This window comes from Pseudomonas sp. PDM31 (assembly GCF_019218965.1).
Classification (GTDB): Bacteria; Pseudomonadota; Gammaproteobacteria; order Pseudomonadales; family Pseudomonadaceae; genus Aquipseudomonas.
Genome location: NZ_JAHUWS010000006.1, coordinates 104,071 through 120,677, shown reverse-complemented (window position 1 = coordinate 120,677; position 16,607 = coordinate 104,071). Strand labels below are relative to the sequence as shown.

Annotated in this window: 14 protein-coding genes; 8 read left to right on the top strand and 6 right to left on the bottom strand. The window is 61.1% G+C overall.

Going from position 1 to position 16,607, the window contains the following annotated elements; all coding sequences use genetic code 11:
• Nucleotides 1-6: 6 nt before the first annotated feature.
• Nucleotides 7-888 carry a LysR substrate-binding domain-containing protein gene (locus KW839_RS13690; RefSeq protein ID WP_218424632.1) on the bottom strand — a complete coding sequence of 294 codons (882 nt, stop codon included), beginning with the start codon at nt 886-888 and terminating at the stop codon, nt 7-9.
• Nucleotides 889-1,112: 224 nt separating this feature from the next.
• Here KW839_RS13690 and KW839_RS13685 point away from each other — a divergent pair, with 224 nt between their 5' ends.
• The 6 genes from KW839_RS13685 (at nt 1,113) to KW839_RS13660 (ending at nt 8,618) form a co-directional block, all read left to right on the top strand.
• Nucleotides 1,113-2,750: a 5-guanidino-2-oxopentanoate decarboxylase gene (locus KW839_RS13685; RefSeq protein ID WP_218424631.1), complete on the top strand. Its 1,638-nt coding sequence runs from the start codon at nt 1,113-1,115 to the stop codon at nt 2,748-2,750.
• Nucleotides 2,747-4,195 carry an aldehyde dehydrogenase family protein gene (locus tag KW839_RS13680; protein ID WP_218424630.1) on the top strand — a complete coding sequence of 483 codons (1,449 nt, stop codon included), beginning with the start codon at nt 2,747-2,749 and terminating at the stop codon, nt 4,193-4,195. The genes KW839_RS13685 and KW839_RS13680 overlap by 4 nt, the downstream gene beginning before the upstream one ends.
• A 297-nt stretch (nt 4,196-4,492) precedes the next feature.
• Complete coding sequence (locus KW839_RS13675) at nt 4,493-5,596, top strand: extracellular solute-binding protein (protein WP_218424629.1); 1,104 nt, start codon at nt 4,493-4,495, stop codon at nt 5,594-5,596.
• Between the two features lie 194 nt (nt 5,597-5,790).
• Nucleotides 5,791-6,699 carry an ABC transporter permease gene (locus KW839_RS13670; RefSeq protein WP_218424628.1) on the top strand — a complete coding sequence of 303 codons (909 nt, stop codon included), beginning with the start codon at nt 5,791-5,793 and terminating at the stop codon, nt 6,697-6,699.
• Nucleotides 6,696-7,544 carry an ABC transporter permease gene (locus KW839_RS13665; protein ID WP_060539608.1) on the top strand — a complete coding sequence of 283 codons (849 nt, stop codon included), beginning with the start codon at nt 6,696-6,698 and terminating at the stop codon, nt 7,542-7,544. The genes KW839_RS13670 and KW839_RS13665 overlap by 4 nt, the downstream gene beginning before the upstream one ends.
• 18 nt (nt 7,545-7,562) lie before the next feature.
• Entirely contained in the window at nt 7,563-8,618 is a 1,056-nt protein-coding gene (locus KW839_RS13660; RefSeq protein ID WP_218424627.1) for an ABC transporter ATP-binding protein, read from the top strand.
• A 465-nt stretch (nt 8,619-9,083) separates the two neighbouring features.
• Here the strand turns inward: KW839_RS13660 and KW839_RS13655 are convergent, their stop codons facing one another.
• Complete coding sequence (locus KW839_RS13655) at nt 9,084-10,013, bottom strand: AraC family transcriptional regulator (RefSeq protein ID WP_060539610.1); 930 nt, start codon at nt 10,011-10,013, stop codon at nt 9,084-9,086.
• Nucleotides 10,014-10,350: 337 nt separating this feature from the next.
• Between KW839_RS13655 and KW839_RS13650 the strand changes: the two genes are divergently transcribed.
• Together KW839_RS13650 and KW839_RS13645 are read left to right on the top strand one after the other, a co-directional pair.
• Nucleotides 10,351-10,704 (top strand): antibiotic biosynthesis monooxygenase family protein, encoded by a 354-nt coding sequence (locus tag KW839_RS13650; RefSeq protein WP_218424626.1) that lies wholly within the window; start codon nt 10,351-10,353, stop codon nt 10,702-10,704.
• 41 nt (nt 10,705-10,745) lie between these two features.
• Complete coding sequence (locus KW839_RS13645) at nt 10,746-10,976, top strand: hypothetical protein (RefSeq protein ID WP_060539612.1); 231 nt, start codon at nt 10,746-10,748, stop codon at nt 10,974-10,976.
• Nucleotides 10,977-10,979: 3 nt separating this feature from the next.
• On the opposite strand, the gene KW839_RS13640 is transcribed toward KW839_RS13645, so the two are convergent.
• The 4 genes from KW839_RS13640 to KW839_RS13625 all read right to left on the bottom strand — a co-directional run bounded on the left by KW839_RS13640 (nt 10,980) and on the right by KW839_RS13625 (nt 16,497).
• Nucleotides 10,980-11,603, bottom strand: coding sequence for a flavin reductase family protein (locus tag KW839_RS13640; RefSeq protein ID WP_218424625.1), 624 nt, complete (start codon nt 11,601-11,603; stop codon nt 10,980-10,982).
• Nucleotides 11,604-11,780: 177 nt separating this feature from the next.
• A complete protein-coding gene (locus KW839_RS13635; protein ID WP_060539614.1) occupies nt 11,781-13,100 on the bottom strand; it encodes an MFS transporter in 1,320 nt (439 codons plus the stop codon).
• Between the two features lie 311 nt (nt 13,101-13,411).
• The gene (locus KW839_RS13630) at nt 13,412-14,737 is read right to left on the bottom strand and encodes a sigma-54 dependent transcriptional regulator (RefSeq protein WP_060539615.1); all 1,326 of its coding nucleotides are present in this window, start codon (nt 14,735-14,737) and stop codon (nt 13,412-13,414) included.
• The gene (locus tag KW839_RS13625) at nt 14,722-16,497 is read right to left on the bottom strand and encodes an ATP-binding protein (protein ID WP_060539616.1); all 1,776 of its coding nucleotides are present in this window, start codon (nt 16,495-16,497) and stop codon (nt 14,722-14,724) included. Before KW839_RS13625 ends, KW839_RS13630 begins: the two co-directional genes overlap by 16 nt.
• Nucleotides 16,498-16,607 lie beyond the last annotated feature (110 nt).

Below are 16,607 nucleotides of genomic sequence, written 5' to 3'. Positions count from 1 at the left end.
GCTGCTTCAACGCGCCTGCGCCTGCTCCACCAGCCACCCCATCAGTTCACGCAATTTCGGCGAAGGTGCGGGTTTGTCGGGGAACACGATGTAGTACGCCAAACCGGTTTTCACCTTCAGCTCAAAGGGCATGACCAGCCGCCCGGCATTCAGGTCATCGCCGATCAACGACCAGTCGCCAATCGCCACACCCGTCCCCTGGGACGCCATCGACATCGCCAGGTCCAGTGTTTCGAAATGCTGGCCCTTGCTGACATTGGTCAAATGCACATCTGCTGCCTTCAACCAGGCCTTCCAGTCCCGTTCGTCGCGGGTCGGGTGCAACAACAGGTGCTGTTGCAAATCGGTCGGTGCCTGCAACGCCAAGGGACCTTCGAGCATGGGGCGGGAACAGACCGGCGTCAGTTGTTCGTCGAACAGGTGACAAGACGCCAGTGCATCGTCTGGCGGTGCGCCGTACATCACCGCCGCATCAAACTGCTCGCGATGAAAATCCACCCCGTGCTTGACCGTGGTGGTCAGTTCCACCGGCACATCCGGGCGCTCTTTCTGCCATTGCAGCAAGCGAGGCAGCAACCAGCGCATGACACAGGTCGGCGCCTTGAGTTGCAGGGTTTCGCGAGTCTCGCCGATCTGCTCCACGGCCTCGTCGATCAAACCGAAAATCTGCTGCACCCGTGGCAGCCATTCCCGTCCCTCGGTCGTCAGTTCAAGGCCCCTGGCCTGGCGGATGAACAGCTCATAGCCCAGATGATCTTCCAGCCCGGCGATCTGTCGGCTCACCGCACCTTGGGTGATGTGCAGTTGTTCAGCGGCCCGGGTGAAGTTGCAGCACTGCGCTGTAATCAGAAAAGTGTGCAGCGCCGGCAGGGGAGGCAGTCGTTTCATGGGTATCCAAGGTATGACGTGAGGACATGGCTAGTATGACTTTTTATCCATTGTTGCGCCTACGTGTCGCCCGTTCCAATGAGGCCATCCCCGGGTCATGTGGGAGCGGGCTTGCTCGCGAAGAGGGAGTGTCAATCGACATCAATGTTGTATGACACAACGCTTTCGCGAGCAAGCCCGCTCCCACAGCCCGGCGTCTCAAACGAACAAGAAGGGCAATTCACATGGCGACGTGCGGCGAAGTATTGGTCAAGTTACTCGAAAACTACGGGGTCGAGCAGGTGTTCGGCATTCCCGGGGTTCACACCGTGGAGCTGTATCGCGGGCTGGCTCGTTCGAGTATCAACCACGTGACTCCGCGCCATGAGCAGGGTGCCGGTTTCATGGCCGATGGCTATGCTCGCACCAGCGGCAAACCGGGTGTCTGCTTCATCATCACCGGCCCAGGCATGACCAACATCACCACGGCGATGGGGCAGGCTTACGCCGATTCGATTCCGATGCTGGTGATCTCCAGTGTGCAATCGCGCAGCCAGCTGGGCGGTGGTCGCGGCAAGCTGCATGAGCTGCCGAACCAGGGCGCACTGGTCGCCGGTGTCGCCGCATTTTCCCATACCCTGATGTCGGCCTCGGAGTTGCCGGGTGTGCTGGCCCGAGCCTTTGCGCTGTTCCAGGCCGGTCGTCCGCGCCCGGTGCACATCGAAATTCCATTGGACGTGCTGGTCGAAGAGGCCGACGACCTGCTCACCAGTATCCCCGTCAACATCGACAGTGCCGGTGCTTCGCCGAGCGCTGTTTCGCGCATGACTCAATTGCTGGCTGGTGCCAAGCGTCCGCTGATTCTCGCCGGTGGCGGTGCGATCAATGCGGCCGCCGAACTGACCGAATTGGCCGAACTGCTGGACGCACCGGTGGCGCTGACCATCAATGCCAAAGGCATGCTCGAATCCGCTCACCCGTTGCTGATCGGTTCGACCCAGAGCCTGGTCGCTACCCGCGCGCTGGTCGCCGAGGCCGATGTTGTTTTGGCCATCGGCACCGAACTGGCCGAGACCGACTACGACGTGACCTTCGCCGGGGGTTTCGAGATTCCTGGCCAACTGCTAAGGGTAGATATCGACCCGGACCAGACCGTGCGCAACTATCCGCCGCACGTGGCGCTGGTGTCCGACTCACGCAACGCCGCCCGCGCATTGCTCAGCGCCTTGTCGCACAAATCCCTGGCCGAGCGCCGCAACGATTGGGGGCAGGTGCGTGCCGCGCGATTGCGAGAGGAGCTGGCGGGCACATGGGATGCAGCGACCCTGGCCCAGACTCGTTTCCTCGAAACCGTCTTGCATGAACTGCCGGATGCAGTATTCGTCGGCGATTCGACGCAACCTGTGTACACCGGCAACCTGACCTTCAACCCGGAGCGCCCGCGCCGCTGGTTCAACTCCTCCACCGGCTACGGCACCCTCGGGTATGCCTTGCCGGCGGCCATCGGCGCCTGGCTCGGCGGCAGTGCCCACAACGGCGCCCGCCCGCCGGTGGTATGCCTGATCGGCGACGGCGGCCTGCAATTCACCCTGCCGGAACTGGCCAGTGCCGTTGAAGCGCGCACCCCGGTGATCGTGCTGCTGTGGAATAACCAGGGCTACGAAGAGATCAAGAAGTACATGGTCAACCGTGCCATTGAACCTGTGGGTGTCGACATCTATACCCCGGACTTCATCGCGGTGGCCAAGGGCCTGGGCTGCGCTGCCGAGGCCGTCGACGGTGTCGAGCAACTGCGCGCTGCCTTGCGTGTGGCCGCCGATCGCCAGGGTCCGACCCTGATTGAAATCGATCAGGCCCAGTGGATGCAGGCGGTATCGAAATGAGTTTTCCAACCACTCTGGACGGTCTGTATATCGACGGCCAATGGTCGGCCGGCAACGAACACCTGCGCGTGATCAACCCGGCGACCGAAGCCCTGTTGACCACCGTCAACGGCGGCGATGAGCGCGCCGTCGATCAGGCCGTGAGCGCGGCGAGCAACGCTTTCGCCGACTGGTCGAAAACCAGCGGGGCCGAGCGTGGCGCGATCCTGCGCAAAGTCGCTGCGGGCGTGCAGGCCGGTCGTGAACAACTGATGCATTTGCAGTCGAGCAACAACGGCAAACCGCTGTTCGAGGCGGCGATCGATGTCGACGATGTGATCGCCACGTTCGAGTACTACGCCACTCTCGTCGAAGGGCTGGATGCACAACAGGACAGTGCCGTAGAACTGCCGAGCGACGATTTCAGCGCGCGCCTGCGCCGCGAGCCGTGCGGTGTGGTCGGCCTGATCGTGCCGTGGAACTTCCCGATGGTCACCACCGCGTGGAAACTCGCCCCGGCCCTGGCCGCCGGCTGTTGCGTGGTGCTCAAACCTTCGGAAGTGACGCCGCTGCCGGAGTTGGAGCTGGCGGCGATCATCGCCGAGGCCGGGTTGCCCAAAGGCGTGTTCAACCTGGTCTGCGGCACTGGCCTGGCGGTCGGTGCACCGCTGTCGGCGGACCCGCGCATCGTCAAGGTGTCGTTCACCGGCAGTAACGCAGTCGGCGTGCAGGTCATGCAGCGGGCGGCGGAAACCGTCAAGGGTGTGAGCCTGGAGCTGGGCGGCAAGTCTTCGCTGCTGGTGCTGGCCGATGCCGATATTGATTTGGCGGTGGAGACAGCGTGCGGGGGTGGTTTCTTCAACGCCGGGCAGATGTGTTCGGCCACCAGTCGCGTGCTGGTTGCCGATGAGTTGTTCGATGATTTCATCGCTCGCTTGAAGACTCGCGCCGAAGCGATTCGCGTGGCGGCCCCGTTCGATCCGGATGTGGAAATGGGGGCGCTGGTCAATCAGGCGCAATACCAGCGTGTGCTCGGTCACATCGATCGTGGCCTGAGTGCTGGCGCCAAACTGGTTTGCGGCGGTAATCGTCCGGCCGATCTGCCGCGCGGATATTTTTTGCAGCCGACGGTATTCACCGACGTGCCTCTGGACAGTGCGCTGTGGTGTGAAGAGATTTTCGGCCCGGTGATTTGCGTGCGCAGTTTTGCCAGCGAGGCCGAGGCGATTGCCCTGGCCAACGACAGCCAGTTCGGTCTGGTCGCCAGCGTGGTCACACGCAATGCCGAAGCGGCGGATCGCGTCGCCAACGCTTTGCAGGCAGGGCTGGTATGGATCAACGCACCGCAAGTGATCTTCCCGCAGACCGCCTGGGGCGGCTACAAGCAGAGCAGCATCGGCCGCGAATTGGGGCCATGGGGCTTGCAGGCTTTCCAGGAAATCAAACACGTTATCCGCGCTGTTTGACACCCCCTTTGTAGGAGCGAGCATGCTCGCGATGGACGTCAACGATAACGTGGGGTCCTTGAATGAACGCGGTGCCCTTGCGCCCATCGCGAGCCTGCTCGCTCCTACAGGAAGCCATGCACCGGCGTCATGGCTTCAATGAGTTTTTATCGATAGTCAGGTGTTTTGCACGACCTCAGGATGAAGCCGGTCGAGTCAGCTCAAACCCCGTGGATTCGGGGGTTGGAAGCTGATATGGCGGCACAGACGCAATGATTGCGACCAACCTCATACCTACAAAAACAAAGGGAGTCCGTAATGGGCGAGCACGATCTGAACAGACGTCAATTCATCAAGACCGTGGGCGTAGCCTCGGTTGCCGCGGCCGCCATGAGCCTGCCGTTCGTCAAGGCCAACGCCAGCGACACCCGCTTTCAAGGCAAGACCTTGCGCCTGCTGACCTGGTCCGATGACACCGGCCTGGCTGCGCTGCGCAACATCGCCGCGACCTTCGAAGACAAATACGGTTGCAAGGTTATCGCTGACCGCACCGGCAGTACCTCGGAAATGGTCGCCAAGCTCAAGGCCGCGGGTGACCGTGCGCAGTACGACATCATCACCCTGGCGGGCGTTGGCGCCGAAGGTCTGGCCGCCGCCGATCTGCTGGAAAAACCTGACCTCAATCGCATTCCCAACCTGGTCGACGTACCGGAGAAATACCGTACCGGCGCCAACGGCCACGGCATCGGTTACCTGCTGTGGTGCAACAGCCTGGTCTACAGCACCCGCACCCAGAAAGAAGCCCCGACCAGTTACGCCTCGCTGTGGGACGCTGACGCGGCGCCAAACATTTTCCTGCCGCCGCCGAACTGGACCGAGGCCATGGACCTGATCATCATCGCCGCCAAACTGGCCGGTGGTGACGAGCACAACATCGAGCCAGGCTTCAAGAAACTCGCCGAGCTCAAGGACCGCGTGGTAACCCTGGGCGAGAACCCGAACCAGATCGCCGAGCTGTTCCGCACCGGCTCGCTGGACATGGGCGGTCTGTACGCCCCAGCGTTCTTCCCGAAACAGATCCGCGACCCGAATTACGGCCTGGGTGCCACGTTCGGCATGAAGGAAGGTTTCTATACCGACCTGATGCTGTCGGTGATGCCGAAGAATCGTCCGGGCGACACCGACATGGCCTATGCCTTCATCAACCACTCCCTGGATCCGCTGGTACAGGGCAAGATGGCTAAAGACATCTACAACGGTCCGGTCAACGCCAAGGCGATCATCTCCGCCGAAGCGCGCAAGAGCCCGTACATCCTCACGCCGGAGCAGATTGCCGAGAAGGCGATCATGCACGACAACGCCTTCCTGGCCAGTGTGCATGACCAATGGATTCGTCGTTACACGGAAATCTTTTCTTCCTGATCGCGTGACGAACACCGGCTCTTTGGAACACCACAAATCCAATGTGGAAGCGGGCTTGCTCGCGAATGCGTCAGCACATTCAAACATCCATGTGACTGACACACCGCTTTCGCGAGCAAGCCCGCTCCCACAGGGTTCACGGTGGTTTTGAAGGATGTGTTCTTCAGCTGCTTTCCATTGACGAGACCTTTGCTATGGAACACCAACCTTTGACCCATTCGGTCAGCGCCGCTGAGTCGCGCCCGAATCGGGGTGTTTCGCCGACGGCGCGCGCCTGGTTTTTTCTCTCGCCGTCGATGCTGTTTCTGGGAGTGCTGATTGCCGCCAGCCTCTTGGTGCTGCGCATGAGCGTGGGCACCAAGGGCGCGGAATGGTCCGGGTTCAGCCTGGCCAGTTACGCCCAGTTGCTCGAACCCTACTACCTCAAATCCCTGATGCTGACTCTGCGCCTGGCGCTGATCAGCGCAGTGATCGCGGTGGTGCTGGCGATCCCGGTGGCCTACACCATGTCGCGCCTGACGTCGCCTTTCGTACGTAGGATTTTCCTGGCAGCGGTGCTATTGCCATTGCTGGTCAACCTGCTGCTGCAAAGCTACGGCTGGCTGGTGATTCTCGGCCCCGGCGGGATGCTCAATCAGGCTCTGATGGGGCTGGGCCTGATCAAGCGCCCGATCATGCTGCTCTACAATCAGAACGGCGTGCTGATGGGCCTGGTGCAAACCGCTTTCCCGCTGGCCGTGCTGCCGATTGCCAGCGCCATGCGCGGCGTCGCCCGCAGCTACGAAGAAGCCGCTGCTACCTTGGGTGCAAGTCGCCTCCAAGTGTTCCGCCAGGTGGTGTTGCCGATGAGTCTGCCGGGGATCATCACCGGCGCGACCCTGGTGTTCGCCTACAACGCCAGCAGCTTCGTGGTGCCTCTGCTGCTCGGTGGCCGGCGAGTGCCGATGCTGGCGGTGATGGTGCATGACCAGATCGCCCCGCTGATGAACTGGCCAGCCGCATCCGCCGCCGGTGTGGTGTTGATCGTCACGACGCTTGCGATCATGACCTTGTCCGAGTTCATCACCGGCCGTCGCCGTCGCATGCTGGAGGCTTCGCAATGAGTACGCTGATCAAGAAACGCCAGTCGCTGTTGCCAGGGGATACCGGCAAGTTCGCCGGCATTCTCTCGGGCTTCATCCTGCTGCTTGCGGTGCTGCCGATCCTGACCATGATCGTCATGTCGTTCAGCGGCGCGTCGAACCTCGATTTCCCACCGAGCAGCTACAGCCTGCAATGGTACAAGGCGGCCTGGCACACCTTCGTCTCGCCGGATGCCAGCGACGTGCTGAGCCTGGGCAAAGCCATGACCACCAGCTTGATGGTGGCGTGCCTGACCATGATCTTCGCGACGATCATCGCGGTGCCGGCGGCTTACGCGCTGACCCGTTGCGAGTTCCGCGGCAAGGCCGTGGCCCTGCAGCTGATGTCGTTGCCGCTGGTGTTCCCCATGGTAGTGCTGGGCCTGGCATTGCTGCTGGTGTTCGACAGCCTGCCGTTCCAGATGACGACGTCGCGCCTGGTGATTGCCCACGTGATCCTGGCGTTGCCGTTCGTGGTGAAAAACTGCACGGCGGCCATGCTCTCGATCGGCAGCGAAGTCGAAGAGGCCGCGCAAATGCTCGGTGCTTCACCGCTGCGGGCAATTGTCGACGTGGTGGTGCCATTGATGAAGTCGGGGATTCTGGCGGGCATGCTGCTGGCGTTCATCGTCTCGTTCAATGAATTCACCGTGACCTATTTCCTCTACACCATCGACGTGATGACCGTGCCGATCTGGATGTACAGCCGCACCGTGTCTTCGCTCGACCCAACCGTTTTTTCGTTTGCCGTGCTGATCGTGTTGATCGACTTTGTCCTGATTTGGGCACTCGAGAAGCTGGTTGGTGAAGGTGGCGTTTCGTTCTGATTTCTTGAGGTGATTCTTATGTCTGGTCTGATTCTGGAAAACGTCGAGAAACATTACGGCTCGGCCTGCGCGGTAACCGATGTGAACCTGCATTTGCCCGAGGGCAAGCTGGTGTGTTTCCTCGGCCCTTCGGGCTGCGGCAAGACTACCTTGCTGCGCATGATCGCCGGGCTTGAAACCCTGACTGGTGGTGAGATTCGCCTGGACGGCGAGGACATCGGCAACACGCCGGCGCACCTGCGTAATTTCGGCATGGTGTTTCAATCCCTGGCACTGTTCCCGCACATGACCGTGGGGGAGAACATTGCCTATCCGCTGAAACTGCGTGGCGTCAGCAAGGCTGAGCAACAGGCGCGGGTGGTGGAGTTGCTGGAGTTGATCCAGTTGCAACAGATGATTGATCGCCCGGTGGCCAAGCTGTCCGGCGGTCAACGCCAGCGTGTGGCAATTGCCCGGGCGATCGCCAACCACCCGAAAATCCTCCTGCTCGACGAACCGCTGTCGGCGCTGGACGCCAAGCTGCGCGAGTCGATGCAGGTGGAAATCCGCCAGCTGCAACAGCGCCTGAACATCACCACCATCATGGTCACCCACGACCAGCGCGAGGCCATGACCATGGCCGATATCGTCGTCGTACTGGGTGAGCACCGGGTTCAGCAGGTGGGTACTCCGATAGAAATCTACCGCCACCCGGCCAACGAGTTCGTCGCCGACTTCATTGGCTCGGGCAACATCTTCCCGGCCACGGCGCTGGGCAATGGCAAGGTCAGCCTGCCGGGCGGCGATGCGTTGCAAGTGCCGATCTGCAGCAGCATCCTGGTGGGCGAAAAAGTGAAGATGCTGATCCGCCCCGAAGACTTGCAACTGTCGGCGCCTCAGGCAACAGCCGGCAACCGCTTGTTGGGCAAGGTGACGTTCGTGCGAGATATCGGCGCAACCATCGAGACCACGGTGGAATGTTCCGGGGTGTCGTTTACGGCGTTGAGCACGCCGTGTCAGGGGATTGGTTTGAGCATTGGGCATCCGGTGTCGGTGACTTTGCCGGTGGAGGCTTGTCGGGTGCTAGGCTCCTGAATTGAGTTGGCAGTCAGATCTACCCCTCACCCTAACCCTCTCCCGGGGGAGAGGGGACTGACCGTGGGTTTCTCCAGAAATACGGCGACCTGAACCTGTTGTGCCGAATCCCAAATCGACTCGATCTTTAAGGTCGATGGATAGCGTCAGACAGCTCGGGCGGTCCGAGGTTTCGGGAGGGCTGGGGTGAGGGTGTGGAAATGATGCGATCCAACCGTGTCATGCCGAATCCATAATCGACTCGATCTTTCAGGTCGATGGATAACGCCAGACCCCTCGGTCGGCTCCCTCTCCCTCCGGCGGTCCGACGTTTCGGGAGGGCTGGGGAGAGGGTGGGGAAATGATGCGATCCAACCGTGTCATGCCGAATCCATAATCGACTCGATCCTTCAGGTCGACGTATAGCGCCAGACACCTCGGTCGGCCCCCTCTCCCCTTGGGAGAGGGCTGGGGTGAGGGTAGCCGTTAGACACTCAACCGCAACCGCGCCAGATCCCGCAAAGGCGGTGCCCCGAACAATCGGCTGTACTCCCGGCTGAATTGCGACGGGCTTTCATACCCGACCCGATACCCCGCAGCCGAAGCCTCCAACCCCTCCGCCAGCATCAAGCGCCGCGCTTCCTGCAAGCGCAGTTGCTTCTGATACTGCAGCGGGCTCATCGCCGTCATCGCCTTGAAGCGGTGATGCAGGGTCGACACGCTCAGGTTCACTTCTTTCGCCAGATCATCGATGCGCAATGGCTGTTCGTAGTTGCCGTTGAGCCATTTGATCGCCTGGCTGATGCGGTGGCTCTGACTGTTGGCGATGGCGATTTCGTACAGCCGATGTCCCTGTTGGCTGCGCAACAGCCGATAGAGAATTTCCCGACGGATCAACGGCGAGAGCATGGCGATGTCTTTCGGTGTGTCCAGCAACCGCGCCAGGCGCAGCACCGCATCGAGCATGGCGGCGTCGAGCGGTTCGACATACAGCCCGCGGCCGGTGGGCCGGGTGGGAACGCCGATGGGGCCGGCATCGGCGATCAGCGCGCTGATCTGCGCCGGGTCAATGTCCAGGCGCAGCGCCAGGATCGGCTCCTCGGTCGAGACGTCCACCACTCGCCCGCTCAGCGGCATGGAAACCGAGACCACCAGGTAATTCAGCGGGTCGTAATTGAAGTATTCGTTGGCCAGCTGAACTTCCTTGCGCCCTTGGGCCATGATGCACAGCGCCGGTTGCGCGAGCACCGGGGCGAACTCATGGGATTGGCTGTGGCGGGACATGAACAGCGAGTCGACAGCGGTGGCGTAGCTGCCATCTTCGGCGGTGTTGCGACGGATGATTGCCGCCAGTTCCGCACGCTGCTTTTCCCTGTCGGCGTCCAGCGGGGGGTTAAGGTGTTCGAGTGACGACATGCGCGGCATCCTCGGCAAGGCACAGGTGTTGGGACAAGAGCATAAGTTTGTGCAAGCGGCAGCGGTAGACACATCCTGCCAAATGCTTGCCTGATTCTGCATGGGGGTGTTTTTTGCCCCGGACATGAGCGCATGCCCACAGGGAAACTTGCTTGAAACTCGTATGACAGAATCGTGACCGGGTGCTTCCCGTTGCGCAGGTGGCCGAAGCAGTTTCGCAGGATTGTGCAACGCGCCGGCAGGAATCGACTAACGGCACCTGTGCCGCGGCCCTTAACCTTTGATCCTGTCGCAGCTCGTCCCCTGGCTGCCACGCGACTCCCCGGGAGGGTTGAACATGTCAAAGCAGATCCCCGTCAGTCATATGGCCTTCGTTCGGGCGCGCGCCGGGCGTTCGGCGGAACTCGGCGTTCGCCTCAGCGCCCTGATCGAACCCTCCCGGGCAGCCCCGGGATGCCTTGGCTTTGCCTTGCAGCACTCGCAGTGCGATGCGGACCTGTGGCTGGTGTCCGGCTTCTGGAGCAATCAGCACGCCATGACCGCCTATTTCAGTACGCCGGCGATGGAAGTTTTTACCGAATTGGTGCAGGACTTGGTGGTCAACAGCCTGGATTTTCATACCTTCAAGGATGTGTCTGCGGCGCAAGCCCTGCATCAGTGCACGGGGTCGGTACACAAACTGGCCGGTTGAAGGTTTAATGGCAGCATTCTCAACCAGGCAGGATCCGCGATATGGCACGCAAAGCCTTTGAACACTTCGAAGCCGTTTCCGCTGTAGTACCGGGCGAGGGTGGTTACCACGCCGCTATCGCCGTCAAAGCGCTGGGTGGTTCCGGCGCCCCGCGTTTTCACAAGGTTCTGCAAAGCCAGACCTTCAGGACCGCCCATGAGGCCGACGAAGCGGCCGCCAAAGAGCTGACCCGCCTCAAGGACGTCAAGGAAAACACCGACCTGCTCTGGTAGTTCTTACCGCGTCGGGCGATGCATCTTGAACAACGCCTCAGGCCCCAGCTGGAAGTAGTCGGCCGGCCCACCGCCGCGCAGAATCGGCTCTGCCGCGGCGGTGTCGTACACCCCATCCTTGAGCAGCCACTTGGCGATATGCACGGCGACCACTTCGCCAAGAATCAGCCAGCTCGGCACTACGTTCCCGTCCGCGCGCTGCAACTGAATGATCTGCGTGACCTTGCACTCGAACGACACCGGGCTTTCGGCGATCCGTGGCACCGAAATGACTTTCGAGGCGACGGTGGTCAGGCCGGCCAGCTCGAACTCATTGACCTCAGGTCCGACCGGAGCACAGCTCTGGTTCATCTGCCCGGCCAGTGGCCGGGTTGCCAGATTCCAGGCGAACTCTCCGGTCTGCTCGATGTTGTTCAGGCTGTCTTTGCGCCCGACGCTGGAAAAACCAATGATTGGCGGGATGTAGTTAAAAGCGTTGAAGAAACTGTAGGGTGCCAGATTCAAGCGACCATTGGCGTCCTGGGAGGAAATCCAGCCGATGGGGCGAGGGCCGACGATGGCGTTGAACGGGTCGTGGGGCAGACCGTGGCCGTTGGCAGGTTCGTAAAAGTGAATATCGTCGGACATAGGGTGGGATTTCCATAGCTATCGGGAAGACGTGCATGGTGCAAGTACGCGCCGCAGATTTCCAGCGGGATTGAGTACTTGAGCTGACTAGATCCAGTGGAGCGGACTTGTGTCGACACAATGCAAAAGGGGGCAGACCCGCCAAGGTCTGCCCCCTTTGTTTGGCCGTCAGCGCACTCAGTCAGTGGTAATCCGCGAATGCTTGCGGGTGTCTTTCATGGTGATGTACACCAGCAACGACACGGCAATACATGCGGTGACATACCAGTAGTAACCGGTTTCCATGCCGATGCTCTTGAACCACAGCGCGATGTATTCAGCGGTGCCGCCGAAGATCGATACGGTCAATGCATACGGCAGGCCGACGCCCAGGGCGCGGATTTCGGTGGGGAACAGTTCGGCCTTGACCACCGCGTTGATCGAGGTGTAGCCACTGACGATGATCAGCGCTGCCATGATCAGGAAGAACGCACCCCACCAGGTCGTGATGGTGTGCAGGGTGGTGAGGATCGGCACGGTGAACAGCGTCCCCAGAACACCGAAGGCAATCAGGATCGGCCGGCGACCGATTTTATCCGACAGCCCGCCAATGACCGGTTGCAGGCACATGAACAGGAACAGCGTGGCGGCGGAAATGGTGGTGGAGTCGGAAATGCTCATGCCGACGGTGTTCACCAGGTATTTCTGCATGTAGGTGGTGTAGGTGTAGAACGCCAGGGTACCACCCATGGTCAGGCCGACCACGGTCATCAGTTCTTTGGGATGGCGCATCAAGGTGCGCATCGCGCTTTCCTTGGCCTTTTCCTTCTTGGTGAACGACTCGGTTTCTTCCATGCCGCGACGCAGGTACAACGCTACCACGGCACAAAGTGCACCGATGGCGAACGGAATGCGCCAACCCCAGGCGTACAGCTCCTCGGTGGTCAGCAGGTTCTGCAGGACGATCAGTACGCCCAGTGCTATGAGCTGGCCGGAAATCAGGGTCACGTACTGGAAGCTGGAGAAGAAGCCACGGCGTTCCTTGGTCGCCATCTCGCTGAGGTAAGTGGCGGAGGTGCCGTACTCGCCACCGACCGACAGGCCTTGCAGCAAGCGGGCGAACACCAGCAGGATCGGTGCGCCGATGCCGATGACTTCGTAGCCTGGGCTCAGGGCGATCAGCAGCGAGCCGAAGCACATCAGGTACACCGAGGCCATCAGGGCCTTTTTACGCCCGACTTTGTCGGCGTACAGGCCCATCAGCCAGCCCCCGATCGGGCGCATCAGGAAGCCAACCGCGAAGATCGCGGCGGTGTTCAGCAGTTGTGCGGTGGTATCGCCTTTGGGGAAGAAGGTCTTGGCGAAGTAGAGGGAGAAAGCGGCGTAGACGTACCAGTCATACCACTCGACCATGTTGCCGACGGAACCGCTGAAAATCGATTTGATGCGGCTGGAGGTGGTTCGTTCTTTTGTCGGCGCGGCAGCCGACCCACGGGGCAGGGTATTGGAGTTATCCATTGAAGGATCCTTCGTTTAATTATTTTTTGTGGAGCGCGCGTAAACGCAGCCTGCAGGGGCTATAGCAGGAGCTGTGCCAACAGAGAGAAGGCCGGTTTACAGGGGGGTTGTCGTGTAGGTGAGCGGAAATCCGCTTATTGGTAGTTGAGTGCGAGCGGAATATTGCTCATACGACTTCCGGATCGTTATTGTTTGTACCGGCTTCATCGCGGGCAAGCCCGCTCCCACAGTGTCCCGTGTCTCCACAAATGATGTGATCGCCCGCAAAACCTGTGGGAGCGGGCTTGCCCGCGAAGAGGTCGGTCCTGACGCTACAAGAACATCTCTCTAGTGAGTCCATGCCGCTGCATCTTTTCATTGAAAGTACGGCGAGGCAGTTGCAACTCTTCCAGTACCGCCTTGACGTCACCCTTGTGCCGGGTCAACGCCGCGCGCAGGCATTGCGCTTCAAACGCTTCCTGCTGCGCTGCCAGTGACTGACCGGGGTCGATACCGAGCGGCTCCGGTTCACCCAGCCCCAATACCTGTCGCTCGGCGGCGTTCGCCAGTTCGCGCACATTGCCCGGCCAGTCGTGGCTCAGTAAATGGCTCAGCTGCGGGCCGCCCAGTGGCACGAATGTGCGCCCCAGGCGCTCGGCGGCGCTGCGGGCGAAGGATTCGTACAACAACGGAATGTCTTCGCGACGGTCGCGTAACGGCGGCAAGCGCAACTCGGCAACATTCAACCGATAGGCCAGGTCTTCGCGAAAACGCCCGGCACGTGCTTCGTCGAGCAGATCTGGTTTGGTCGCGGCGATAATGCGCAAATCCACGCGGATACTCTGGTTCGAACCCAGTCGCTCAAGCTTTTGCTCCTGAAGCACACGCAGCAGTTTCACCTGCTGCGCCAGGGGCATGCTTTCGATTTCATCGAGAAACAGCGTGCCGCCGTCCGCGTATTCGAGCTTGCCGATGCGTTTGCCTTGGGCGCCGGTGAACGCGCCACTTTCGTGGCCGAACAACTCGGCTTCAAACAGTTGCTCGGGGATGGCCGCGCAATTCAATGCAACAAAGGGTTTGCCCGCCCGCGGGCCGAAGTCGTGCAGGCAACGGGCGACCAGTTCCTTGCCGCTGCCGGTTTCGCCTCGGATCAGCACGTTGACCGGCAGCGCCGCCAGGTCCAGCACTTGCCGGCGCAAGGTCTGCAAGCTGCGGGACACCCCAAGTAACGTGGCGTCGAGTTTGGCGCGGTTGTCTGCCTGTTCATGCAAGGCTCGGTTTTCCAGTACCAGCCGGCGCTTGTCCAGAGCACGGCGCAGGCTGCCGAGCAGGGTCTCGGGGCTGAAAGGTTTTTCAAGAAAATCGTAGGCGCCATCGCGCATCGCATCGACGGCCATTGGCACATCGCCATGGCCCGTGAGCAGGATCACCGGCAAGTCGGCATCGCGGCGCTGCACCTCGGCCAGCAGTTCCAGGCCGGTCATGCCGGGCATGCGCACATCGCTGAGAATTACCCCGGCGTAATGCCTGGGCAGTTGCGCCAGACATTCATCAGCGCGGCTGAACAGCTGCACTTCGAAACCCGACAGGCTCAGCCATTGTTCGACGGCGCTGCGGATGCTGCTTTCGTCGTCGACCACCATTACTGAGTTGAGCATGAGCCATGGGCCTCCAGGTCGATGGGCAAGGTCAGCGAAAACACGGCGCCGTTGGTGTGATTTTCTGCGCTGAGGCGGCCACCTGATTCGTGAACGATAGCGAAGGAAACGGCCAGCCCGATGCCCAGGCCATCACCCACCGGTTTCGTGGTGAAGAACGGGTCGAATACCTTGGACAGGTTTTCCTGCGCAATGCCATCGCCATTGTCGATGACGCTCAGGCGCCACAATTTTTCCTCGGCTTCGAGACGGATTTCCAGACGCTTGCAGGGTTTATCCTGCATCGCATCCAGCGCGTTGCGCAGCAGGTTGATCAGTACCTGTTCGAGGCGAATCGCATCGCCACGCACCCAGGCCGGACGCGTCAGGTGCAGAACGGTGCTGACCTGTTCGTCGCGTAGCCGGGTGTCGAGCAGTTGCAACGATTGGTCCACGACCGAGGCCAGGTCCAGGCGCTCGCGCAAGCCACTGGGGCTTTTGCGGGCAAAGGTTTTCAAGTGGCCGGTGAGGGCGGCCATGCGTGTCAGCATCTCGTCCAGTGGCTTGAGTGCCTTGTACGCTTCGTCGACCCGGCCATGGTCGAGCAGCAGGCGCAAGGTCGCCAGTTGCATACGCTGAGTAGTCAGGGGCTGGTTGATCTCGTGGGCCAGGGCGGCGGACATCTGGCCAAGTGCGGCAAGTTTGGCTGATTGCACCAGACCTTCCTGAGCCGTGCGCAGGTCGCGAGTGCGCTCCTGCACCAGTCGTTCGAGTTCTTCGCGACTGCGCTGGCGCAGTTTGGCCAGACGCCAGCGCTGATTGAGAAACAGCAACAGAAACACCAAAGTCAGCCACAGACCTGCCGCTGCGAGCGCGGCGTTGCGACTGTCTTCGAAGGCTATCTGCGGGCGACGCAGCAGGTGCAGCGTCCAGCCTTCGGCGCTCAGCGGCAGGGATTCCCACAGATAGTCCGCCTTGCCGTCCGGCCCATCGACCCGCACCAGCTCACTGTTGTCGTCGAAGCGTCGCAGCGATTCATAATCCAGCGGCGACAGCGGTTGTTTGTCGTATTGGCGGGTAGCCTTGAGTTCAGCGTGATCGCTGTCGCTCAGTGGTTTCAACAGGCGGTAGCGCCAGCCCGGCTGATTAGCGATAAAAACGATGCCGCGGGCGTCGCTGACCAATAGCGTGTCGCTGCCCTGGCGCCATTCCCTTTCGAGCTCGGGAAATTCCAGTTTCACCACCATCGCCCCGAGGAACTGGCCGTCGTCGTTGCTGACGGCGCTGGACAGGAAGTAGCCCGGTATGCCGCTGGTAACGCCCACGGCGTAAAAGCGTCCTGTGCCCTGGGTGCGGGTCTGGTTGAAGTAGGGGCGAAATCCGTAATTGTGACCGACGTAACTGCTGGGCAGGCGCCAGTTGCTGGCTGCCACGGCCAGGCCTGTGCGGTCGAGCAGTTCCAGCGTGGACGATTCGGCCGCACCGTTGATGCTTTCCAGTTTGCGATTGAGCAGGTCCTGTTGTTCGGCACTTACCGGGCCTTTGAGCGCCTGGCGCAATTGCGGGTCGAGTGCCAGCACCGCTGGCAGGGCGCGGTAGCGTTCGATCAGGGTATGCAGGGACGTTGCGTACAGCCCCAGTTGCTGATTGGCCCGGGCTGCGTCATCGACCAGTGACTGGCGCACGGTTTGACGAACGGCCAGGGTGGCTGCGAGGGCAGCGCCCGCGATAATCAACACGGTATAGAGCGCCATGCGCAAAGGGCGAGATGACTCAAACATGTTGGGCATCAAATATGTGTACGGAGGGGGCGCACCATACCATGGGCCCGCGCCGTCATCCCACAAAAGCGGCTCATGCAAAATGAGGCAATAAAAAAGGCGACAGGGGA

What these genes read in the sequence shown, in the direction of transcription:
- KW839_RS13690 (WP_218424632.1), bottom strand. Translation starts at nt 888, where the DNA reads ATGAAACGACTGCCTCCCCTGCCGGCGCTGCACACTTTTCTGATTACA.
- KW839_RS13685 (WP_218424631.1), top strand. Translation starts at nt 1,113, where the DNA reads ATGGCGACGTGCGGCGAAGTATTGGTCAAGTTACTCGAAAACTACGGG.
- KW839_RS13680 (WP_218424630.1), top strand. Translation starts at nt 2,747, where the DNA reads ATGAGTTTTCCAACCACTCTGGACGGTCTGTATATCGACGGCCAATGG.
- KW839_RS13675 (WP_218424629.1), top strand. Translation starts at nt 4,493, where the DNA reads ATGGGCGAGCACGATCTGAACAGACGTCAATTCATCAAGACCGTGGGC.
- KW839_RS13670 (WP_218424628.1), top strand. Translation starts at nt 5,791, where the DNA reads ATGGAACACCAACCTTTGACCCATTCGGTCAGCGCCGCTGAGTCGCGC.
- KW839_RS13665 (WP_060539608.1), top strand. Translation starts at nt 6,696, where the DNA reads ATGAGTACGCTGATCAAGAAACGCCAGTCGCTGTTGCCAGGGGATACC.
- KW839_RS13660 (WP_218424627.1), top strand. Translation starts at nt 7,563, where the DNA reads ATGTCTGGTCTGATTCTGGAAAACGTCGAGAAACATTACGGCTCGGCC.
- KW839_RS13655 (WP_060539610.1), bottom strand. Translation starts at nt 10,013, where the DNA reads ATGTCGTCACTCGAACACCTTAACCCCCCGCTGGACGCCGACAGGGAA.
- KW839_RS13650 (WP_218424626.1), top strand. Translation starts at nt 10,351, where the DNA reads ATGTCAAAGCAGATCCCCGTCAGTCATATGGCCTTCGTTCGGGCGCGC.
- KW839_RS13645 (WP_060539612.1), top strand. Translation starts at nt 10,746, where the DNA reads ATGGCACGCAAAGCCTTTGAACACTTCGAAGCCGTTTCCGCTGTAGTA.
- KW839_RS13640 (WP_218424625.1), bottom strand. Translation starts at nt 11,603, where the DNA reads ATGTCCGACGATATTCACTTTTACGAACCTGCCAACGGCCACGGTCTG.
- KW839_RS13635 (WP_060539614.1), bottom strand. Translation starts at nt 13,100, where the DNA reads ATGGATAACTCCAATACCCTGCCCCGTGGGTCGGCTGCCGCGCCGACA.
- KW839_RS13630 (WP_060539615.1), bottom strand. Translation starts at nt 14,737, where the DNA reads ATGCTCAACTCAGTAATGGTGGTCGACGACGAAAGCAGCATCCGCAGC.
- KW839_RS13625 (WP_060539616.1), bottom strand. Translation starts at nt 16,497, where the DNA reads ATGTTTGAGTCATCTCGCCCTTTGCGCATGGCGCTCTATACCGTGTTG.